We start from the raw sequence: 18,351 nt of genomic DNA, 5'->3' as shown, positions 1-18,351 counted from the left end.
AAGCAGTGCTGGTAGTGTCGGGCAGGGCTCATATACAATGTAGTCCTGTTCGTTTTATTCCGGCAATGCTTTGCATAATTCTGTTTTAGCTCTGCGCCAGCGAGAGCTGGTTCATTCAACCCGTCCGTTTCTGGCCCGAGGGGGCAAGGTCGTACGCTGTGACGACTGTTTGCTTCCAACCGCCAATTGTATTTGTGAGTATGTGCCAGAGCCGCAGGCTAACAGTGCTTTTGTGTTCCTGATGTACAAAGGCGAATGCTACAAACCAACTAATACCGGGCGACTGATTGCCGATGTGGCAAAGGTGAATCACGCCTTTACCTGGCATCGCACCGAACCATCCCCGGAGTTTTTGGCGTTGCTAAACAACCCGGTCTATCAGCCGTTTATCATCTTTCCCCACGAATATGCTGAGCCTGAGCGACGCACTCACGCTGTAGCGGATAACGGTAAAGTGCCCTTGTTTATTATGCTTGATGGGACCTGGCGTGAGGCGCGAAAAATGTTTCGTAAAAGTGAGTACCTTCAGCACCTGCCAGTGTTGGGGATAAAGCCGCAAGTCAACTCTGAGTATAAATTACGCGAGGCCGCTCATGCTCATCAGTTATGTACCGCAGAAGTTGGCGTGGAAGTATTAAAACTGGCCGGGGAAGCGAGTGCAGCTCAAACGCTGGCGCATTACTTCAACGTTTTCCGCCACTTTTATGTGAAGGGTAAGCCCCATCTGACCGACCACTTAAGTGCCTGTGAACTGGGCCTGAGTGAATAAAAAAACGCGGCCACTTAGGACCGCGCTTTTATCCTCTGCGAAGCCGCTTATTTCAGCTCTGCAACAACAATCGACTTGGCTGGCAATACCAGTTCGTCGAGATCACTGCTGAATGACGCAGGTTTTACAACCTCCTTGGCGTCAAAGGTATTTTTGGCAGTAATGGCATCTGCAGTAAGGATCTGACCAACCAGAGAGGAATAATCACCGTTGTCAAAATCCAGTGTCACCTCTGCCTTCCTTCGGGCCTGCTGTATCGCATTATTGAAGACGCTGATGGCGCCCAGCCTTTGATGCAGGACCGGGTTAAGGTGCATCAACGGATCAAGCTTGGCGACGGCAGTGTTATCGATGATACCTACAAAAAAGGGCTGCCTGAGGAGTATACGGTAAGTGAAGCCATCGAAGGTTTACAGGAAGGCTTTCAGCTAATGCACGTGGGCGCTCGTTATGAGTTTGTCATTCCCCCGGAGCTGGCCTGGGGAAAGCGCGGCAATAGTGGTGCAATCGGACCGAACGCGGTGATGATTGTGGATGCGAGAATCATTGGTATCGAGTAGCCAGAGGTTGGACAGGCACATATTTAGCTGCGATTAGCAAATTTATCCAGCAGCAAGAATCTGACCGTTACTCCCTATTTTTTATCTTTTCATATGTCAGTGTGTGGATTTGAAGCAAGAGGCCTGTAAGGCGCCTTTACGCTGGAGAAGTGAATGTAACCATTCTTTATTCAGTGCTTAGCGGTAAGAAATGAAACTAATTTTTAGATTCTTAGATTTAGCCCTGCAGACAAGGCGAGTCTTAACCACAGCCTGCATATTTCCGGCGTCACCGTGATAGTTGTTGGCGATGGCCTGCAAATCGATTCAGGCCGTTTCACTATTGGTAATTCAGTACCAGAAACAGAAATCACCGCCGATGACACGATTTCACCGGTGTGCTTAATTTAAGCCGCCCGTATAAAGTGGTAATGGATATTGCGTCGGTAAACGATACCGAGGGTAACAACAACTTCCGTATCGAATATATCGATTAATCAGCCTACGGGGAAACCCGTGATTAATTAAAGCAATCCGCAGTGCTGTTCCAGCCTGCGGATTTTTTGTATCCGGATTATTAGCCGTAAAAAAAGATTGAGAAGCCGCCTCGTCAGACGTTTGGAATATGGCCCGAAGTGATTCGATATAAATGTTTATTTTTCAATTGCATAAGTTTTATTTAGGCGTGCTGAAGAAGAGCTCTAAAATCGACGCAAAAACAAAATAGTATACGATTTTAAAATTGTACTGGCAATTATTACAGTATTGTCATATAGTTAATAGGGCAACATAAAATGGAGGATGTCATATGAAAGCTTTTAAACGATTCTTCAAGCGCTCACATCCATACACTGTTGCCTGGTATTTAGGCCGGAAGAATACCCAGAAAATCTTCAATTGTAAGATTAAGAAAAAGTCTGAACTACTCGACGAACAGCATGGATAATGCTTGAAGGCATAAAGGCTCCCGTACAGGAGCCTTTTTTGCGGATAAAAGCAGGCTTTCTCAGCACTGCTTTTTAGTTAGAACACCCTTATTCAGCACAAACTTTAGCGCCGTGACCGGATGTCCATTTCAGGGCATCTTTGATCAGGGTGATATTTTCCGGCACGTCATACATTTCTTCGCGGTGACCAATCCCGGTATACATCGCGCGGCCTTCATTTACGCAATGTTTCCAGGCGATAGGATGAACGCCGCCCATGGCCAGATCGCCCGGTGCATAGCTGTCTTCATCGATGGTTATCACGTATTCAACACCCTCTAAATCGGGCTCAGCCGCAAACGAGTACCACTCGTCTTTAATTGACCAGGTGTCTGGCAGTGACTCAGCAATATGCGCCGAATTCTCGTGGGTGGTGAGTTCGGCTAACTGGAACTGCGGATCCATAGGGTGGCCAATAAACTGTACACCAAGCAGGGCATCGCGATACCAGTCCCAGAAATAAATGGAGTCGCCGCCTGAGGCATGAACGCCAAGGAAACCGCCACCGTTATTCATATAGTCTTCGAATGCAGCACGTTGCGACAAGGTAAGCGTGTCACCGCTCACGTTGTTCCATACCACCACATCAAACTGAGACAGGTTTTTCGCATTGAACGCGCCGCCGTTAGCGGTAACGGTAACGCCATAGCCCATTTCTTTTGACATACGCGTGAGCGCTTCGGTAGCGGCAGTCACGGAACGACCGTGGTCGTAGCCGTTGATCTTTTGGTAAACCAGTACCTGAACCGGGGCATCATCAACGCTGAAATACTGCGGCTCGGCATCAAAACGAGCACAACGAGCAGCTTTAACGGCTTCGGTTACCGGTAACGCGCGAAGCTCGGCATCCAGTTCAGCCAGGCGCGGCTTAGCCGGATCGGCTCTGGCGATAAGTTGCTCCAGTGTCAGTATGGTGGCAAAAGAAGGCATCTTTTCGCTGAGTAACCAGGCTGGCAGAGTTTCAAACAGTCCCGGGTAGTATTTTTCGGCAATAGCCCGCGCTTCCGGGCGGGTCATTACATCATAAGCAGGCAGTTGCACGCTAAATGCCGTATCGCGTAACACACAGTCTGCGACGGCGGTTTCTGCCATGGTGACATTCGCATTAAGCAAACCGGCAGTCAGCACGGCGGCTCTGGTTAGCGGATGTTTGATAAGCTTGTTTAATTTCATTGTGGTTTACCAGGGCCAGGGTGTTGTCCAGGCTTTATCGCCTTCGTTATAAGGAATGTCGTAATAGCCGCCGGGCACATCTGAGTGGCGCAGTACCTGGGTACCGCCCACTTTGGATGAGAAGAAGCCAAAAATAACCAGTTGTTTCATCAGCGTGAAGTAGTGTGGCTGCTCTGTAAAACCAGCGCCACCCCATTGAGTTTCTTCGCCTTTGTTAAACGCCATGGCTTCAACATCAATGGCCGTGATCAAATCGGACTTTTGCACTGCTGTCAGGGTCGCAAAGGGTTTGCCGTATAGCGTTTTACTGCGTGATTCAATGTCGGCAAAGCCTGCTTCAAACAGTTTTTGTTGCTGCTCGTCGTAGCACTCGCGCACCATGCCAATGAAAAATGGCGGTACGCCGGCGTCTTTAGCTCCGGGGGTGTCGGTGCGCGGAATAACCACTTCACACAGCTCGGTAATGAGCGCCACCGTGGCGTCATCAAAGCCAGCTTTGCTTACCGGTAGCAGGTCGGGTTGTTCTTCCCAGACTGCCAGTGCCGGAGCATTAATCAGGCCGGCGCCGGTTGAGGCGGCAATCAGCTTTAACAGCGTGCGGCGGTCCATGGTTGATGATGAGTTTGCCATTACAGGTTCCCCCGTTTTAATTCTTCAACGGCAAAGTCTGCTGCCCGGGCGGTTAACGCCATGTAAGTCAGCGACGGGTTGACGCAGGATGATGATGTCATACAGGCACCATCGGTGACGAACACGTTCGGTGCGTCCCATACCTGATTGTGTTTATTCAGTACTGAGGTTTTTGGATCCCGGCCCATACGAGCGGTACCCATTTCATGGATCCCTTTACCCATATGGTAGGTACTTTCCCACGCCTGTGCGTTTTCCAAACCGATGCTATCAAACATTTCTACAATGTCTTCTTTCATGGCTTTACGCATTTTGATTTCGTTATCACGGATTTTGGCATCCATTTCCAGTACTGGCAGGCCCCAGGCATCAGTGACTGTCTTACTCAGGCTAACCTTGTTGCGGTGATCCGGCAGTATTTCGCCGAATCCCACGGTGCTCATCGTCCACTTACCCGGCTCGCTCAGCGTCTGTTTCAGTGTTGCGCCAATGCCAAGGCCATCGGCGTCACGGTTAAAGCTTTGACGTACAGCGTTACCCTGGAAGCCAAAGCCGCGCAGGAAGTCGCGCTTGTCATTGCCCCAGTTAGCGAAACGAGGAATGTAAATACCGGTAGGACGGCGACCATAAACATATTTGTCGAGGTGGCCCGGGATATCAGCGGTGCCACCTAACATATAATGGTGATCCATCACGTTGTGGCCAAGCTCACCAGAGCTTGAACCCAGACCGTTGTCCCACACGTCACGGGCGGAATTCATCAGAACCCACGCAGAGTTAAGTGTCGACGCATTCAGGAAAACAATCTTGCTCTTATAAACAATGGTTTCTTTGGTTTCCGCATCGATAATTTCTACACCGGTGACGCGTTTTTTGTCTTTGTCGTAGATGAGCTCTTTTACGATCGACATTGGACGCAGAGTGAGGTTACCGGTTTTCAGTGCCGCCGGCAGGGTAGCCGACTGAGTACTGAAGTAGCCGCCCCAGGGACAACCTGTCCAGCATTTATCCCGGTTCTGGCACTTACCGCGGCCCTGTTCCGGGCGATGCTCGGTAATGTGGGCAGTACGGCCCATGATCATATGACGCTCGCCTTTGTATTGCTTTTTCAGGCGCGCTGCCAGGTCTTTCTCTACGGCGTTCATTTCAAACGCGGGCAGGAAGTCACCGTCGGGCAAAACGTCCAGACCGTCTTTGTTACCAGAGATACCGGCAAACTTTTCTACGTAGCTGTACCAGGGAGCAATGTCGTCGTAACGGATTGGCCAGTCAATGGCTACGCCTTCTTTGGCGTTGGCTTCAAAGTCCTCCGGGTTAAGGCGGTAGGACTGACGCCCCCATAACAATGAACGACCACCTACCTGGTAAGCGCGGAACCACTGGAAAGGCTCTTTTTCAACGTAAGGCGAAGTTTTATGATCCGCCCAGGCGCCCATAGTCACTTCGTTAAAAGGATAGCCCTTACCGCGAGCCATCACCGGTTGAGACGCCAGTGCTTCCTGACTTGGGCGACCATGGTGAGGGTAATCCCACAGGTTTTTATGGGTATTGGTGTAGTCCTTTACGTGCTCAACGTTTTCGCCACGCTCCAGCATTAATACCTTCAGACCTTTCTCGGTGAGCTCTTTGGCGGCCCAACCGCCGCTTATTCCGGAGCCAACAACGATGGCATCATAAGTGTTATTAACCATTACTACCTCAGTGCTTATAACAGCGAAGTGAGGTTCGCTGTTAATTGTTAGGGGGCTTAACTAATTAGCTAAAGATACTCCTGCTGTGACCAAATTTGAAGCATAAAAAGACAAACTTTAACATTTATTTAGCTTTTGATAGTCTGCAGGGCAAGTATAGTCTGGTCTGCGCCACTGCGCAGACCATAAGTAGCGATTCGTTAACATCCGGTGTTAATGAATCGCTACCAGGGGAAAAAGAAGGGAATAAGGAAATAACAGCATACAAATACCCAGACCAGCATAGGGCTGCCCAGTTTGATAAAATCGAAAAAGCGGTACTTGCCGGGCTCCACAATCAACGTAATGATAGGTGAGGCGATAGGGGTCATAAAGGCCGCTGATGCAGCAAACAGAACGGTCATTGCCAGTGGGTAGGGCGATACGCCCAGCTGGTGGGCCACGCTGATGGCGATAGGCGCCATGAGGACTGCTGAGGCAGTATTGGATAAAATATTGGTTAGCAAAGCAGTAATCGCGAACAGCAGCACCAGCAGGGTTTGCGGGGATGCGTCACCTGCCGAGCCTATCATACTACCCACAATCATATCGGTGCCGCCGGTTTGTTGCAGGGCGTCAGCCAGGGGTAACATACCGGCCAGTAATACCAGGCTTTGCCAGTGAATGGCCCGGTAAGCGTCGGCTGCGGTAAGACAACGGGTGATGACTGCCGCGATGACTGAGATTAACACGGCTGCCACCAGCGGCATCCAGTTGAAAACCGAACTGAGTACCATAAAGGTCGTGATGGCCAGAGCTACCGGCATGCGCCGGAATGCTGGTACCACATCGGCAGCTTCGGCGGGCGTTTCCAGCACCACAAAATCGTGGTTTTGCTGTTGAAGTTGCATAATCTTAGCCCAGGGGCCGGTTACCAGTAAGCAATCAGATGCTTGCAGTTTTTGATTCTGATAGTCATCCAGGGACTGGCGGTTACGCCTTACACCAAATACATCCAGGCCGTAGTGATCGCGGAATTTAGCCTCCCGCACCGACTTACCAATAAGCTTTGATTCCGGGTGAACCAGCACGCTTTCAGCGCCGAACTCCCAGCTGCGATACTGGGTTTCCAGTTGCGAGGGGTGAAATGGCATCAGCATTACCTGGCTTTCCACCGGTGCCAGTTGCTCAGGCGGAATAGCGACATGCAGCACATCCCCGGCATGCAGTACGATATCGGGCGAAACGCCGGCTTTTAATTCCCGCCAGCCCCGAACACGCTGGGACAGATCAAGAATGCGCAAGCCGTAATTGTCGTACAAGCCGCTCTGGGCGATGGTTTTGCCGTGCAGAGGCGACTCCTCGTCGATACGCAGGTAAACCAGTTCACGGTTCACACGGTAGTCGTCCCACAGGGCTTTAATCGACCGCTGGGCAGATTGATGTTCTGCTTTACCGTTGTTTGGTAGCCACTTACGGCCAACCAGCAACATGTAAAGCATCAGGCCACCAAGCACGACCAGCCCCGGTAACGTGAACGTGAAAAACCGCAGAGGCTCATAACCCTGAGCGCTCAGCTCGCCGCTTATCACCAGGTTAGGCGGCGTTGCAATGAGGGTCAGCATACCGCTCACCAGTGCAGCGTAAGACATGGGTAACAGTAATTGACTGGCACTGTTACCGGTTTGCTTGGCGATACGCATAACGATGGGAATAAAAATGGCCACGACCGCCGTTGAACTCATTACGGCACTTAAAATAGCGCTGGCCAGCATAAGCATAATTAACAACTTATTGGTGGAGCTATGACTGTGCCGACCAATCCAGTCACCCACAAAGCGGGCAAAACCGGTGCGGTCGAGCATTTCGCCAACAATCAACAGGGCGCCAATGAGCACTACCACCGGATTACCAAAGCCGGCCAGTGACGCCTGCACCGACAACACGCCGCCCAACATCAGGGCCAACACTACCGATATAGCAATCATGTCATAGCGCACGCGATTACTGGCCATTAATAGCGCGGCCAGACCAATAACCAGAAATACATAATGAGCATGCCAGGCATGCGGAATAGAAAGCATGGGAACTCCCGCAACACAAACCCTGTGAAACCGAGAACAGAGAAGAAAATTTGTACCATCAGGATACTGAAATAACGTATGGAAAAACAGTGGGCTGGATCAATACAGTAAGAAAAACTCCCGTGCGCGTGGGTCTGTCGTATCCATCGACAACGCACGGGAAGCTGAAGAAAGGTTATTTTTTCAGAAGTTCAGTGGTGCGCTTGTTGAGATCAGCCGGGTCAACCACTGGCCAGTCATTATCCCAACTCATTGGCAGAATACGCAGCTTTTGCAACGCGTTATCGGCTGTTTCATAGGCGTGCAATACCAGGTAATCCTTACCATCAAAGGTGTACGCCGCATTGTGCCCCAGTGCTACCCAGTCGTCGTTACCTTCTATCACCATGGTGCCGCCGCCTGCCATTAACGACTTGCCATCACGGTCGAGGTACGGACCGGTAACTGATTTGCTACGTCCTACGCGTACGTTGTAAGTGCTGTCCATCCCGCGACAACATTTATCAAATGACACAAACAAATAATAATAACCGTTTTGCTTAAAAATATAGGGCGCCTCGATAGCCCCTTCGCCTGGATCAGCACTGTCGGCAACATTGGAACCTGGTCGGCTGGCAATGGAATACCATTCCTGCGGCTCTGCCAGACGCACTAAGTCATCATCGAGCTTAACCAGTTTCAGGCCATCCCAGAACGAGCCAAAGCTCATCCATGCATTGCCGTCGTCGTCTTCAACAATGGCCGGGTCGATGGCATTCCAGTGATCACGATGCGGCACCGATTCCACCACAATCCCGTAGTCTATCCATTTGTAGTCTGGTGATTGCGGATCGAGACTTTCATTAACGGTTACGCCAATGGCAGAAGTGTTCTTACCAAATGCCGAAACCGAGTAATACAAATAAAATTTACCGTTTTTCTGGTAAATGTCTGGTGCCCACAAGTGGCCGTCAAAACTTGGCGAGATACGCTTGGCCCAGCTAGGCTCGTCGGGAAACACGCGCCCGGTCAGGGTCCAGTTTTGCATATCCTTGGATTCGTAATAGGTGATCCCCGGCCCGGTACTGAACACATAGTAAGTATCACCGGCTTTGGTCATAACCGGATCATGCACCTCCACCTGTTTTGCCTGGGCACCACAGCCCATTAAAAAGGCACCGCTGAGTAAGCTTGTTAAGACTAAGCGCAATCTGGTTGCACTGGTTTTCCGTTTACGGCTTTGAATCATTTTTACCTCTGAAAGCACCTGTAAAAGAACTTGCTAAGTGTAGCAATAATCATGTTAAATATGTAATACAATATTAATAATTGATTAGCAACTGCGCAACCGCAATTGCCCGTTCATTTTTAAACCAAGGACTCGCTATGTTGTTTGATTTTAAAACCATGCTGCGCACCAGCCTGACCATCGCCTGTACCGCCTTTGCAACGTTAAGCGCCGCACCGGCATTGTCTGTAGCGCTTGAGCCTATTGATAATCCTATCGTGGTCCAGCGGGCTGATCCCTGGATTGTACAGCACGAGGACGGTTGTTATACCTTTATCGGTACGTCTCCAAAGTTTGATGAGATAGAGCTGCGCGCGGCCTGCCGGCTCAATGATTTGAAAATTGCCGAGCCGAAAGTTATCTGGCGCAAGAACGACAAGGGGCCGATGAGCGTTAATATCTGGGCCCCGGAGTTACACGAGGTGGACGGCGACTGGTATATCTATTTTGCCGCCGGAGATGTGGATGCGCCCTGGAGTATCAGAATGTATGCGCTGAAAAATACCGCAGCGAACCCTATGGACGGAGAATGGACCGAAGCCGGTCGCATTCAGACGCCGGTTGACTCTTTCTCGCTGGATGCCACAACCTTTGAACATGGCGGCAAACGGTATCTGGTTTGGGCCCAGCAGGATGCCAGGCGCAGTTATAATTCGGCGCTGTGGATAGCCGAGATGGACTCGCCTACCTCAATTAAGTTCGACACAGTTACCTTGTTGAGTGAGCCTACTCTGGATTGGGAAGTCGCCGGTTACAAGGTTAACGAAGGGGCCGCAGTGCTTATTCGCCACGGCCGGGTGCTCGTGACCTATTCGGCCAGTGCCACCGATCACCGCTATGCCATGGGGTTGCTGTGGGCCGATGAAGACGCGGATCTACTTGATCCTGCCAGCTGGCATAAAAAAGCAGAGCCGGTGTTTACTACCAATGCAGCGGTGGGCCGCTATGGTCCAGGCCACAATAGTTTTGTAAAAGCCGAGGATGGTGAAACCGACCTGATGATTTACCACAGCCGTGATTACAAAACCCTGCGCGGGACGCCACTTACTGATCCTAACCGTCACGCCAGAGCCCGGGTGATTTACTGGGATGCTAAAGGGTTTCCGGTATTTTTCAGCGATAAAACTGACTAGTCGAGCACAAAGAATAGCGCCACCGGCACCACTACCAGACTGGCAATATTGCCGAGTAAAACAATCGACGCCACCGTGTGTGGCGCCTGTTTGTAGCGCTCTGCCAGCATAAAATTGAGCACAGCTGGTGGCAGGACTGAAAACAGTACGAAATACGCCGTATGTTCGCCAGATAGCCGCGCCAGCAGAGCAAACGGGTAAGCGACTATAAAGCCGGTTAAAGGCCCGTATAACCCCCAGAACAGGCCGGAACGCCAGTCGGCAAAGTCCACATCGGTCATGCGAACTCCCAGCGCAAACAACATCAGCGGGATGGAAATCTGCCCCAGCATGTCGATAGGTGTGCTGACCCATACCGGTAATGTCCAGCCGGATAAACTCCATACCAGCCCGGCTGCGGTAGCCATTACCATTGGATTGGTTGCCAGCGTTCTTAGCTGAGCTTTGTCATGCAGGATGTAAACGCCCAGCGAGAAATGCAGCAACGTACTGACCAGGAACATGGCGATAGCCGCACTTAACCCTGCTTCACCAAAGGCCAGTAGGGCCAGGGGCAGGCCCAGGTTACCGCAGTTGTTAAACATGGTGGGTGGGGCGAAAATTTTGGGCGAGAGGCCCAGCCATTTACACACCGGCAGTGCCAGTAAGCCGGAGCCGATAACCATCAGCAAAGTCCCCAACATTAAGTCGAGATAACTGAACAAATCAAAGGACTTGGACGCCATTACAGAGAAGATTAACGCGGGCACAAAAATGTCGATGTTGATGCGGTTGGCAACGCCCATGTCGGAGTCGGTTTTGCGGGCATAAAGAAATCCCACCATCACCATGGCAAATAACGGAAAAACGGTGGCAAAGATGCGCTCAATAATGGGCAGTAAAGCAAAGCTGTCTGACATGACAATCCTGTCTGAAAATAGCGAGACTAACCGCAAGCAAAAATACGGCAGTTCAGCGTAACCTAATACCCGGTGGATACCAACAGATTGCGGCAGATACCGAGGGATAGTTGTTAGCTCCCCGAAAACGCCCGGCGTCGTAAGCAATACGTCGACCGACCTGTATGGATGGATTGCGAAAAGCGAGCGCACTGCACCAAAAAGTTCCATTGGCTAAGAGTAATGGGCAATTTTTGTCGCTTTTTTTTACAGCTTCCCCCGGCCTGAATTTTAACTATATGAAATTTCTTATGTAAAAAACTGGCCCTTTCCTTGCTGTGTAAAAAATGTACAGCAAAAATAACTTTTCTATTTTTCCGGTTTAGTCCACATAAACCGCCATTAAAAGGAATTAATGATGAAATTAAACTCCTCACTGCTCTGCGTAAGTGCATTATTTCTCAGTGTTGTTCATAGTGGCCTGGCGGAAGACCTGCCATCCCCGGTGGTTGATTCGGATTACCATTATAATGGCGCGCCGGATGAAGAACTGGTTGAGCTGGGTCGCATGTTATTTTTCGATAAAATCATGAGTGGCAATCAGAATATTTCCTGTGCAACCTGCCACAACCCCCTGACATTCAGTGCTGATGGTTTGTCACTTGGCGTAGGTGAGGGAGGTAAAGGGCTGGGGCGTTATCGCGATACCGGTGAGGGAGATGATGCGGTTGAGGGGCGAATTGGCCGTCATGCGCCACATCTATACAACCTTGGCGCTAAAGAGTTTACTCATATGAACTGGAATGGCATTCACTTTGAAGAGAATGGGGTGGTGAATACCGCTGCCAATCGCGATACGCCACCAGACTTGCATAACGTGCTGGCGGGCCAGGCATTGTTTCCTATTCTTAATCAAAACGAAATGCTTGGCGACCCGATTGAGAATGAAATCGTCGCCCGTTTGATTCTCTCCCGTAACAATAGTTTCCCACCGCTTTGGAATGCTTATATGGAGCGGCTGCGGGTCAATCCGGATTATGTTCGTTTATTTGATGCGGCTTTCGATGATGTCCGTCGTCCGGCAGATATCAAGATTCAGCACTATGCGAATGCGGTGGCCGCGTTTCAGACCGTCGCTTTCAGAAGTGATAACAGCCCCTTTGATGCTTACCTGCGCGGTGATTCTGAGGCAATGACCGCTCAGCAGGTGCGTGGTATGGATTTATTTTACGGTGCAGCTAACTGCAGCAGTTGCCATAGCGGTAAATTTCAGACTGACCACCAGTTTTACGGTATTGCTATTCCACAGGTAGGGCCGGGCGGTGAGGGGCGCACGCCTCATCAGGACCGTGGCCGAGCAGAAGCAACCCGAATGGATGAAGACTGGGGTAAATTCAGAACGCCGTCGCTGCGTAATGTGGCCTTAACTGCGCCCTATGGTCATACCGGAGCTTATGCCACGCTGCGTGGGATAGTAATGCATCATCTTGATCCACTCACAGCACTGGAAAACTATGATCCCAGTCAGTTGGTAAAACCTTCCCGTGAAGATCTGGATGAAGGTGATTTGATTGGCCACGATGACCTCAGTCTACGTCAGATAGTGATTGATGCTAACGACTTGCAACCGGTCTCGCTCACCGCAGCCGAAGTTGATGATTTACTGGCATTTCTTGAAGCATTAACTGACTTAAGTGTTATGGAAGATCTTGAGTTGATTCCACAAAGTGTTCCCAGTGGATTGCCGGTGAAAGACTAGATCTTCGATTTCTTCAGCTACTCAGAGGAGCGAGTGGCACACTGACTCTCCAGTTGTGCTACTCGTTCAGCAAATTGGCGCCCTAATGTCAGGTAATCCGCGGATGTGTAGTGCCAGCCATCATCAAGATGGGTAAAGCTTTCAGTGACGGTAACCAGGGCTGCGCAGCTATCCTGCTCAACAAAGTCTAGCTGTGCCTGCTGAACCAGACTGCCCCAGTTCATTCGCAAACCGTCTTCGGGATCCAGTCCTGAATCAGTAATTTTGCCTAATACCACCGGTAAATCCGGGTTGCGAAGAGCGGCTCTGAACAGCGCCATCATCGTTTTCAGATTTTCCAGATAGCGATTGGCGGTTATTTCGCTGTCATAAGCATCAGACTCACCCTGCATCCAGATAATACCAGCGGGTACCAGGGTGTCAGGTTCTCCGTCGCCATCAATATCCCGCGTAGCGACAGCCTTTCTGATTGCGGTTAAAAAATTATCGTACTGGTTAATACCATTGCCACGGCGATAGTCAGGATACCAGTTGTTACCCACCCCATAACCGAGGGCAGACCCGCCCAGTGCGTATTTAATCAAAGCCACGTTTTGCCCGGGATGCAGTTTGGCAATCTGATGGCCAAAACTCAGTTCCGGGCCGAAATAGTCTGAATGCTGATTGGTTTTGCCGTCGGAATAAAACTGTCGGCCGAAGCCCGGTTGCAGTGTATCCCAGAGGCCAAGGCCGCCACCAGGTTTAAAGTCGGCTACCGGATTGCCCTGGAAAACGGGCACTGATTTAAGTGGTGCCCGATAATTGGCTGGCAAATCGACATTTTCACCAAAGCCTTCCATGTTTGATTGGCCGCCAAGGTAGTAAACCTTATACGTGGTTGCTGTAGCAGGAAATGTTACCAGTAACATTAAGGTGAGTATCTTCAGCATGGCGTCAGTCCGGGGAGTTTTTGCTAGTTTGGTGTAGATAAAGAAAAGCCGGTGACGATGGCACCGGCTTGGTCGTTTACCAGAAGCGGATATAAATAAAAGCTGTGATACCCAATATACCCACGGTATGGATGTAATCCCACTTATCCAGACCATCGACCACTTCTTTCATGGTACCTTTGCCCAGTGTTCTGAACGTAAGGCCCTGCAGTTTCTCTTCACTGGCCGCTTTGGTGAACATACTCACCACAATCATGATGACAGTCACCAGGACGAACAACAGGATACAGTAGTACAGCCAGTTCATCTCCACAATCCAGGCAAAGCTGGTGTTGGCCAGGCTGTCTTTGAATGGCAGCATGACCAGTCTGATCATACCCAGTACAAAGCCCGAAACCAGGCCGGCATAACCAGCGGCCGGCGTAATACGACGGCTTACCAGGCCAAGCAGGAACACTGCTGCAATCCCTGGGGCAATAAGCGACTGTACGCTCTGCAGATACTCATACAACACATCGGCGATTAAGCTCATCACCGGGATCCACAGGATACCCAGAATAACAATTACGATAGTGGCGAGACGGCCCACTTGAAGCAGGTGGTTTTCGCTGGATTCAGGTTTGAACTTCTTATAGAAATCGATGGTAAACAGCGTAGCAGAAGAGTTGAACAGTGATGCCAGTGAACTCATCAGCGCGGCAACCAGACCGCCGATAACAATCCCTTTAACGCCTGAAGGCAGCAGTTCAGCAACCAGTGTCGGGAATGCCTGGTCGGCGCTGGCGTAATTGATAATGCCTTTTTCCTTAAGGGCCACAGCAATCATGCCCGGGAACAGGAAAATAAACACGGGTAATAACTTCAGGTAACCGGCAAACATGGTACCGCGACGGGCTTCCTTAATGCCTTTAGCAGATAGTACACGCTGTACGATGTATTGGTCGGTACACCAGTACCAGAAACCAATGATGAATGAGCCGAAAATGATGCCAGGCCATGGGAAGTCAACATCGCTGGCTGAGCGAATCAGATGCAGATTAGCGTCGTTAATACGTTCTACTTCAGACCAGCCGCCAACCTGATCGAGGCCAACGACCAGGATTACCACCGAACCGATGATCAGTACCGGTGTTTGTAATACCGAGGTCCACATGATGGCTTTCATGCCACCGAGTACGGTGTAAATACCGGTAATGATGACCAGGCCCAGCGCCGATATCCAGAAGAAGTCGATTCCCCAGATACTGTCAATGCCAAGGATAGTTTTAAACGCAATACCGCCGGCATAAACCGTTACTGCAACCTTGGTTAACACGTAACTGACCAGTGAAATCACCGACAGGAAGGTACGTGAAGCAGAGTTGTAGCGGCGTTCCAGGAACTCCGGCATGGTGTAAACTTTACTGCTCCAGTAGAAGGGCACAAAAACCCAACCAAGCAGCAGGATGATCCACGACTGCAATTCCCAGTGAGCGAGCGCCATCCCCGACTGGGCACCGGAACCAGACAGGCCAACCAAATGCTCAGAGCCAATATTTGAGGCAAAGATTGAGGCACCAATCACCAGCCAGCTTGCATTACGACCGGCAAGAAAATAATCAGCCGTATCTTCTTCTTTTTGCCGCATGGACATCCCGACCACGCCAAGTAACAAAATAAAAAAACCAGCCAGAACCAGCCAGTCGAGTGTACTTAATTCAACCATGTAATAACCCTGATACCATGATGTCAGCTCAAAATAATTAAAAAAATATTATATTACAATATGGGTAATGAAAAGCTTTTTGTTAAAACAGCGTTAAATTCCATAATGGCGTTAGTAGATTGTTTTTAGTGCTGGATCAATTTTAAACGCTTGCACGTTGGGGGCTTACAACTCTATGATGTGAACAACTATATTAACAATAAAGCCAACAGGTACCACCGATAAATATGATATTATCCGTGGTTATGGCCGTAAGCAGAAAGATTATAATCCATGGCGCGAATTGAGAATTTAAACCTGTCGCAACGCGTTACCAATGAATTGGGTAAAGCGATTATTGCAGGAGTCTATGGCGAGGGCTCAGGCCTTCCAACTGAAGCTCAGCTTTGTACCGAGTATGGCATCAGTCGTACTGCAGTGCGCGAAGCAGTGAAAATGCTGGCAGCGAAGGGGCTAATATCCTCCCGGCCGCGCCAGGGGATTCGGGTTGAACCGCCGGAAAACTGGAACTTATATGATACCAGCGTACTGGGGTGGATGTTTGAGAGCAGCCCTTCATTGCTGGTATTGAAAGAGTTTTTGCAAATGCGTCTGGCCATTGAGCCACAGGCGGCAGCACTGGCAGCCAAACACGGGTCACCGGAAGCCATTGCGCAAATCGAGGTGGCGTTAAATGCCATGGATAACGCGGCACAAACCGATGGCTCTATCCATCAGCCCGATGTAGAGTTTCATACGGCCATATTACTAGCCAGTGGCAATCGTTTTTTCTACCAGCTACGGGATTTCATCAGCACCGCTTTAAATGTAAGCTTCCAGTATACGACTAATGCCAAGGACAGCCTGCAAACCATTGCCGACGAACATCGCAAGATTTATCAGGCGATCAAAAACGGTGAAGCAGAGCGAGCCAAAAACATGATGGCGTATCTGATAGATGAAGCAATGGCTTATATTGAATTGAAAATTGCTGAATCTGAACTGTCAGCGTAACGAATTTTTATTTAACAACGAAAGTTGGTGTTTACTGAGCCATCATCTATGGTGATTTTTTTATGACCCAGTCGTCTGATACTTCGGCCTGTTATCCAAGCCTGAACAACCGCAGCGTATTTATTACCGGCGGTGGAACAGGTATTGGCGAGGTTATGGTGGAACGATTTTGTGCACAGGGAGCCCGGGTGTGTTTTGTTGATGTCAATGTAGACAAAAGCCAGGCATTGGTAGAACGAATAGCGCAAGCCGGAAAAGGCCAGGCCACTTTTATAGAGTGCGACTTGCGCGACCTCAAAGCCCTTAAAGGGGCTATCAGTGAGGCCGCAAGACTGCATGGCGACATTAGCGTGCTGATTAACAATGCGGCCGATGATACCCGTCACGAATTTGAAGAGGTGGACGAGGAATACTGGAATGATCGCATTAACGTAAACCTGCGTCCGAGCTTTTTTGCTGCCCAGGCGGTTGTCGAGCAAATGCGCCGCTGCGGTGGTGGCAGTATTGTCAATATGGGGTCGGTAAGCTGGCGCCAGAAGCAAACCTGCATGCCCGTTTACACGACGGCTAAAGCAGCAATTGATGGCCTGACCCGTACCCTGGCTGCCAAGCTAGGACCTGAGCATATTCGGGTGAACACGCTGGTACCGGGCTGGGTAATGACCGAGAGACAGATGACCCGTTGGGCTGGTCCTGAAATTGTACAGGAAGTACAACAGGCGCAGTGTATTCATGAAACCCTGTTACCCATCGATATTGCCAACGCAGCATTATTTCTCGCCGCTGACGATAGCAAAATGATGACAGCGCAAACGCTGATTATCGATGCGGGCTGGGTATAACGCTATTCTAACGCCTGCCGGCACTGCGCCGGCATGCCTAATCCGCTGAATTTTTCCTTTTCTCTGGACTGGTCTGCAGCCCCTGCTGCGGCTGCAAACAACTATTCCGACTAATTGTTATGTTGCAAAAATGTTTACATTCTGGCACTGTGCACAAATCATATGTAATATAATATGTAAATTGCATGTTACGCATAACAGTTAAGTTTTAGTTGAAGGATTGTTTGTTTGACCGACTATATCCTGGTGTACCTGGTCCTGATCATCGGTTCATGCTTGCAGAGTGTTATAGGCTTTGGGCTTGGCTTGTTGGGTGCACCGCTTATCTTTTTGATCATGCCCGAACTGGTGCCTGGTCCCATGATCCTCAATGCTTTACTGTTAACCACGCTGTTGGCAGTTAAACATCAGTACGATATCGACTTGAAACAAACCGGCTTCTCAATTCTTGGCGGCACGGCCGGTGTGCTGGTGGCCGGTAGTGTGCTGCTTTACATAGACGCCCATCAGTACCAGATGTTGTTAGGCGTGTGTATTATTGCCGCAGTAATATTGTCTATGGTGGGCGTTACGCCGCGGATCAGCGTCATTTCCAATTTAATCGCGGCCATGATTTCGGGCTTTATGGGTACCACAACATCGGCAGGCGGAGCGCCTATGGGCTTGCTTTATCAGGCGGAAGATAAAGATAAAATCAAAGCCAATCTGAGCGTCTTTTTTGTTTATATCAACATGTTTGGCATCGCGGTATTGTGGTTTACCGACGCAGCGGGGCATGATGATCTTGAGCTTTTCTTAAAATGTATTCCGGCTATTCTGATTGGCTGGTTTGCGTCGTTTTTCATTAACCGGCGTATCAACGAAATACTGGTGAGAAAACTGATCCTGGTGGTAGCAGCGTTTGCCGGTACCGTGCTGATTGTTGCCAGTTAAACTGTATTTTCTCTCTCCCTAAGCTTTCATAAACTATCCCATACCTGTCCGTTTGGACCGC

At 49.9% G+C, this 18,351-nt stretch carries 16 protein-coding genes; 7 read left to right on the top strand and 9 right to left on the bottom strand.

What is annotated here, in order from left to right; translation table 11 throughout:
• The first annotated feature begins 70 nt into the window (after nt 1-70).
• A complete protein-coding gene (locus C6Y40_RS05660; protein ID WP_105933746.1) occupies nt 71-769 on the top strand; it encodes a tRNA-uridine aminocarboxypropyltransferase in 699 nt (232 codons plus the stop codon).
• Between the two features lie 47 nt (nt 770-816).
• On the opposite strand, the gene C6Y40_RS05655 is transcribed toward C6Y40_RS05660, so the two are convergent.
• Complete coding sequence (locus tag C6Y40_RS05655) at nt 817-999, bottom strand: hypothetical protein (RefSeq protein WP_105933745.1); 183 nt, start codon at nt 997-999, stop codon at nt 817-819.
• A 63-nt stretch (nt 1,000-1,062) separates the two neighbouring features.
• Here C6Y40_RS05655 and C6Y40_RS05650 point away from each other — a divergent pair, with 63 nt between their 5' ends.
• Nucleotides 1,063-1,329 carry an FKBP-type peptidyl-prolyl cis-trans isomerase gene (locus C6Y40_RS05650; protein WP_105933744.1) on the top strand — a complete coding sequence of 89 codons (267 nt, stop codon included), beginning with the start codon at nt 1,063-1,065 and terminating at the stop codon, nt 1,327-1,329.
• Between the two features lie 1,013 nt (nt 1,330-2,342).
• Here C6Y40_RS05650 and C6Y40_RS05645 read toward each other — a convergent pair.
• From C6Y40_RS05645 to C6Y40_RS05625, 5 genes are all read right to left on the bottom strand, one after another.
• Nucleotides 2,343-3,467 carry a ThuA domain-containing protein gene (locus C6Y40_RS05645; RefSeq protein ID WP_105933743.1) on the bottom strand — a complete coding sequence of 375 codons (1,125 nt, stop codon included), beginning with the start codon at nt 3,465-3,467 and terminating at the stop codon, nt 2,343-2,345.
• Between the two features lie 6 nt (nt 3,468-3,473).
• A complete protein-coding gene (locus C6Y40_RS05640) occupies nt 3,474-4,097 on the bottom strand; it encodes a gluconate 2-dehydrogenase subunit 3 family protein (RefSeq protein ID WP_105933742.1) in 624 nt (207 codons plus the stop codon).
• A complete protein-coding gene (locus tag C6Y40_RS05635) occupies nt 4,097-5,788 on the bottom strand; it encodes a GMC oxidoreductase (RefSeq protein WP_105933741.1) in 1,692 nt (563 codons plus the stop codon). The genes C6Y40_RS05640 and C6Y40_RS05635 overlap by 1 nt, the downstream gene beginning before the upstream one ends.
• Before the next feature lie 224 nt (nt 5,789-6,012).
• Nucleotides 6,013-7,851 carry an SLC13 family permease gene (locus tag C6Y40_RS05630; protein WP_105933740.1) on the bottom strand — a complete coding sequence of 613 codons (1,839 nt, stop codon included), beginning with the start codon at nt 7,849-7,851 and terminating at the stop codon, nt 6,013-6,015.
• A gap of 175 nt (nt 7,852-8,026) precedes the next feature.
• Nucleotides 8,027-8,998: an arabinan endo-1,5-alpha-L-arabinosidase gene (locus C6Y40_RS05625; RefSeq protein WP_205664747.1), complete on the bottom strand. Its 972-nt coding sequence runs from the start codon at nt 8,996-8,998 to the stop codon at nt 8,027-8,029.
• Nucleotides 8,999-9,216: 218 nt separating this feature from the next.
• Here C6Y40_RS05625 and C6Y40_RS05620 point away from each other — a divergent pair, with 218 nt between their 5' ends.
• Complete coding sequence (locus tag C6Y40_RS05620; protein ID WP_240621856.1) at nt 9,217-10,251, top strand: glycoside hydrolase family 43 protein; 1,035 nt, start codon at nt 9,217-9,219, stop codon at nt 10,249-10,251.
• Here the strand turns inward: C6Y40_RS05620 and C6Y40_RS05615 are convergent.
• Entirely contained in the window at nt 10,248-11,150 is a 903-nt protein-coding gene (locus C6Y40_RS05615) for an AEC family transporter (RefSeq protein WP_105933738.1), read from the bottom strand. The two genes, C6Y40_RS05620 and C6Y40_RS05615, sit on opposite strands and share 4 nt — an antisense overlap.
• 394 nt (nt 11,151-11,544) lie before the next feature.
• Between C6Y40_RS05615 and C6Y40_RS05610 the strand changes: the two genes are divergently transcribed.
• On the top strand, nt 11,545-12,888 hold the full coding sequence (locus C6Y40_RS05610) for a cytochrome-c peroxidase (protein ID WP_105933737.1): 1,344 nt from the start codon (nt 11,545-11,547) through the stop codon (nt 12,886-12,888).
• Between the two features lie 17 nt (nt 12,889-12,905).
• On the opposite strand, the gene C6Y40_RS05605 is transcribed toward C6Y40_RS05610, so the two are convergent.
• Nucleotides 12,906-13,817: a sialate O-acetylesterase gene (locus C6Y40_RS05605; protein WP_170308416.1), complete on the bottom strand. Its 912-nt coding sequence runs from the start codon at nt 13,815-13,817 to the stop codon at nt 12,906-12,908.
• Between the two features lie 76 nt (nt 13,818-13,893).
• Nucleotides 13,894-15,522, bottom strand: coding sequence for a sodium:solute symporter (locus tag C6Y40_RS05600; RefSeq protein ID WP_105933735.1), 1,629 nt, complete (start codon nt 15,520-15,522; stop codon nt 13,894-13,896).
• Between the two features lie 273 nt (nt 15,523-15,795).
• Between C6Y40_RS05600 and C6Y40_RS05595 the strand changes: the two genes are divergently transcribed.
• The 3 genes from C6Y40_RS05595 (at nt 15,796) to C6Y40_RS05585 (ending at nt 18,290) form a co-directional block, all read left to right on the top strand.
• Entirely contained in the window at nt 15,796-16,515 is a 720-nt protein-coding gene (locus C6Y40_RS05595) for a FadR/GntR family transcriptional regulator (RefSeq protein ID WP_105933734.1), read from the top strand.
• A gap of 62 nt (nt 16,516-16,577) precedes the next feature.
• The gene (locus C6Y40_RS05590; RefSeq protein ID WP_105933733.1) at nt 16,578-17,357 is read left to right on the top strand and encodes an SDR family NAD(P)-dependent oxidoreductase; all 780 of its coding nucleotides are present in this window, start codon (nt 16,578-16,580) and stop codon (nt 17,355-17,357) included.
• A 228-nt stretch (nt 17,358-17,585) separates the two neighbouring features.
• Complete coding sequence (locus C6Y40_RS05585) at nt 17,586-18,290, top strand: sulfite exporter TauE/SafE family protein (protein WP_105933732.1); 705 nt, start codon at nt 17,586-17,588, stop codon at nt 18,288-18,290.
• The last annotated feature ends 61 nt before the right edge of the window (nt 18,291-18,351 follow it).

Source organism: Marisediminitalea alba (assembly GCF_002993365.1).
Lineage (GTDB): Bacteria > Pseudomonadota > Gammaproteobacteria > Enterobacterales > Alteromonadaceae > Alteromonas > Alteromonas alba.
This window is presented reverse-complemented; position numbering and strand designations above follow the sequence as displayed.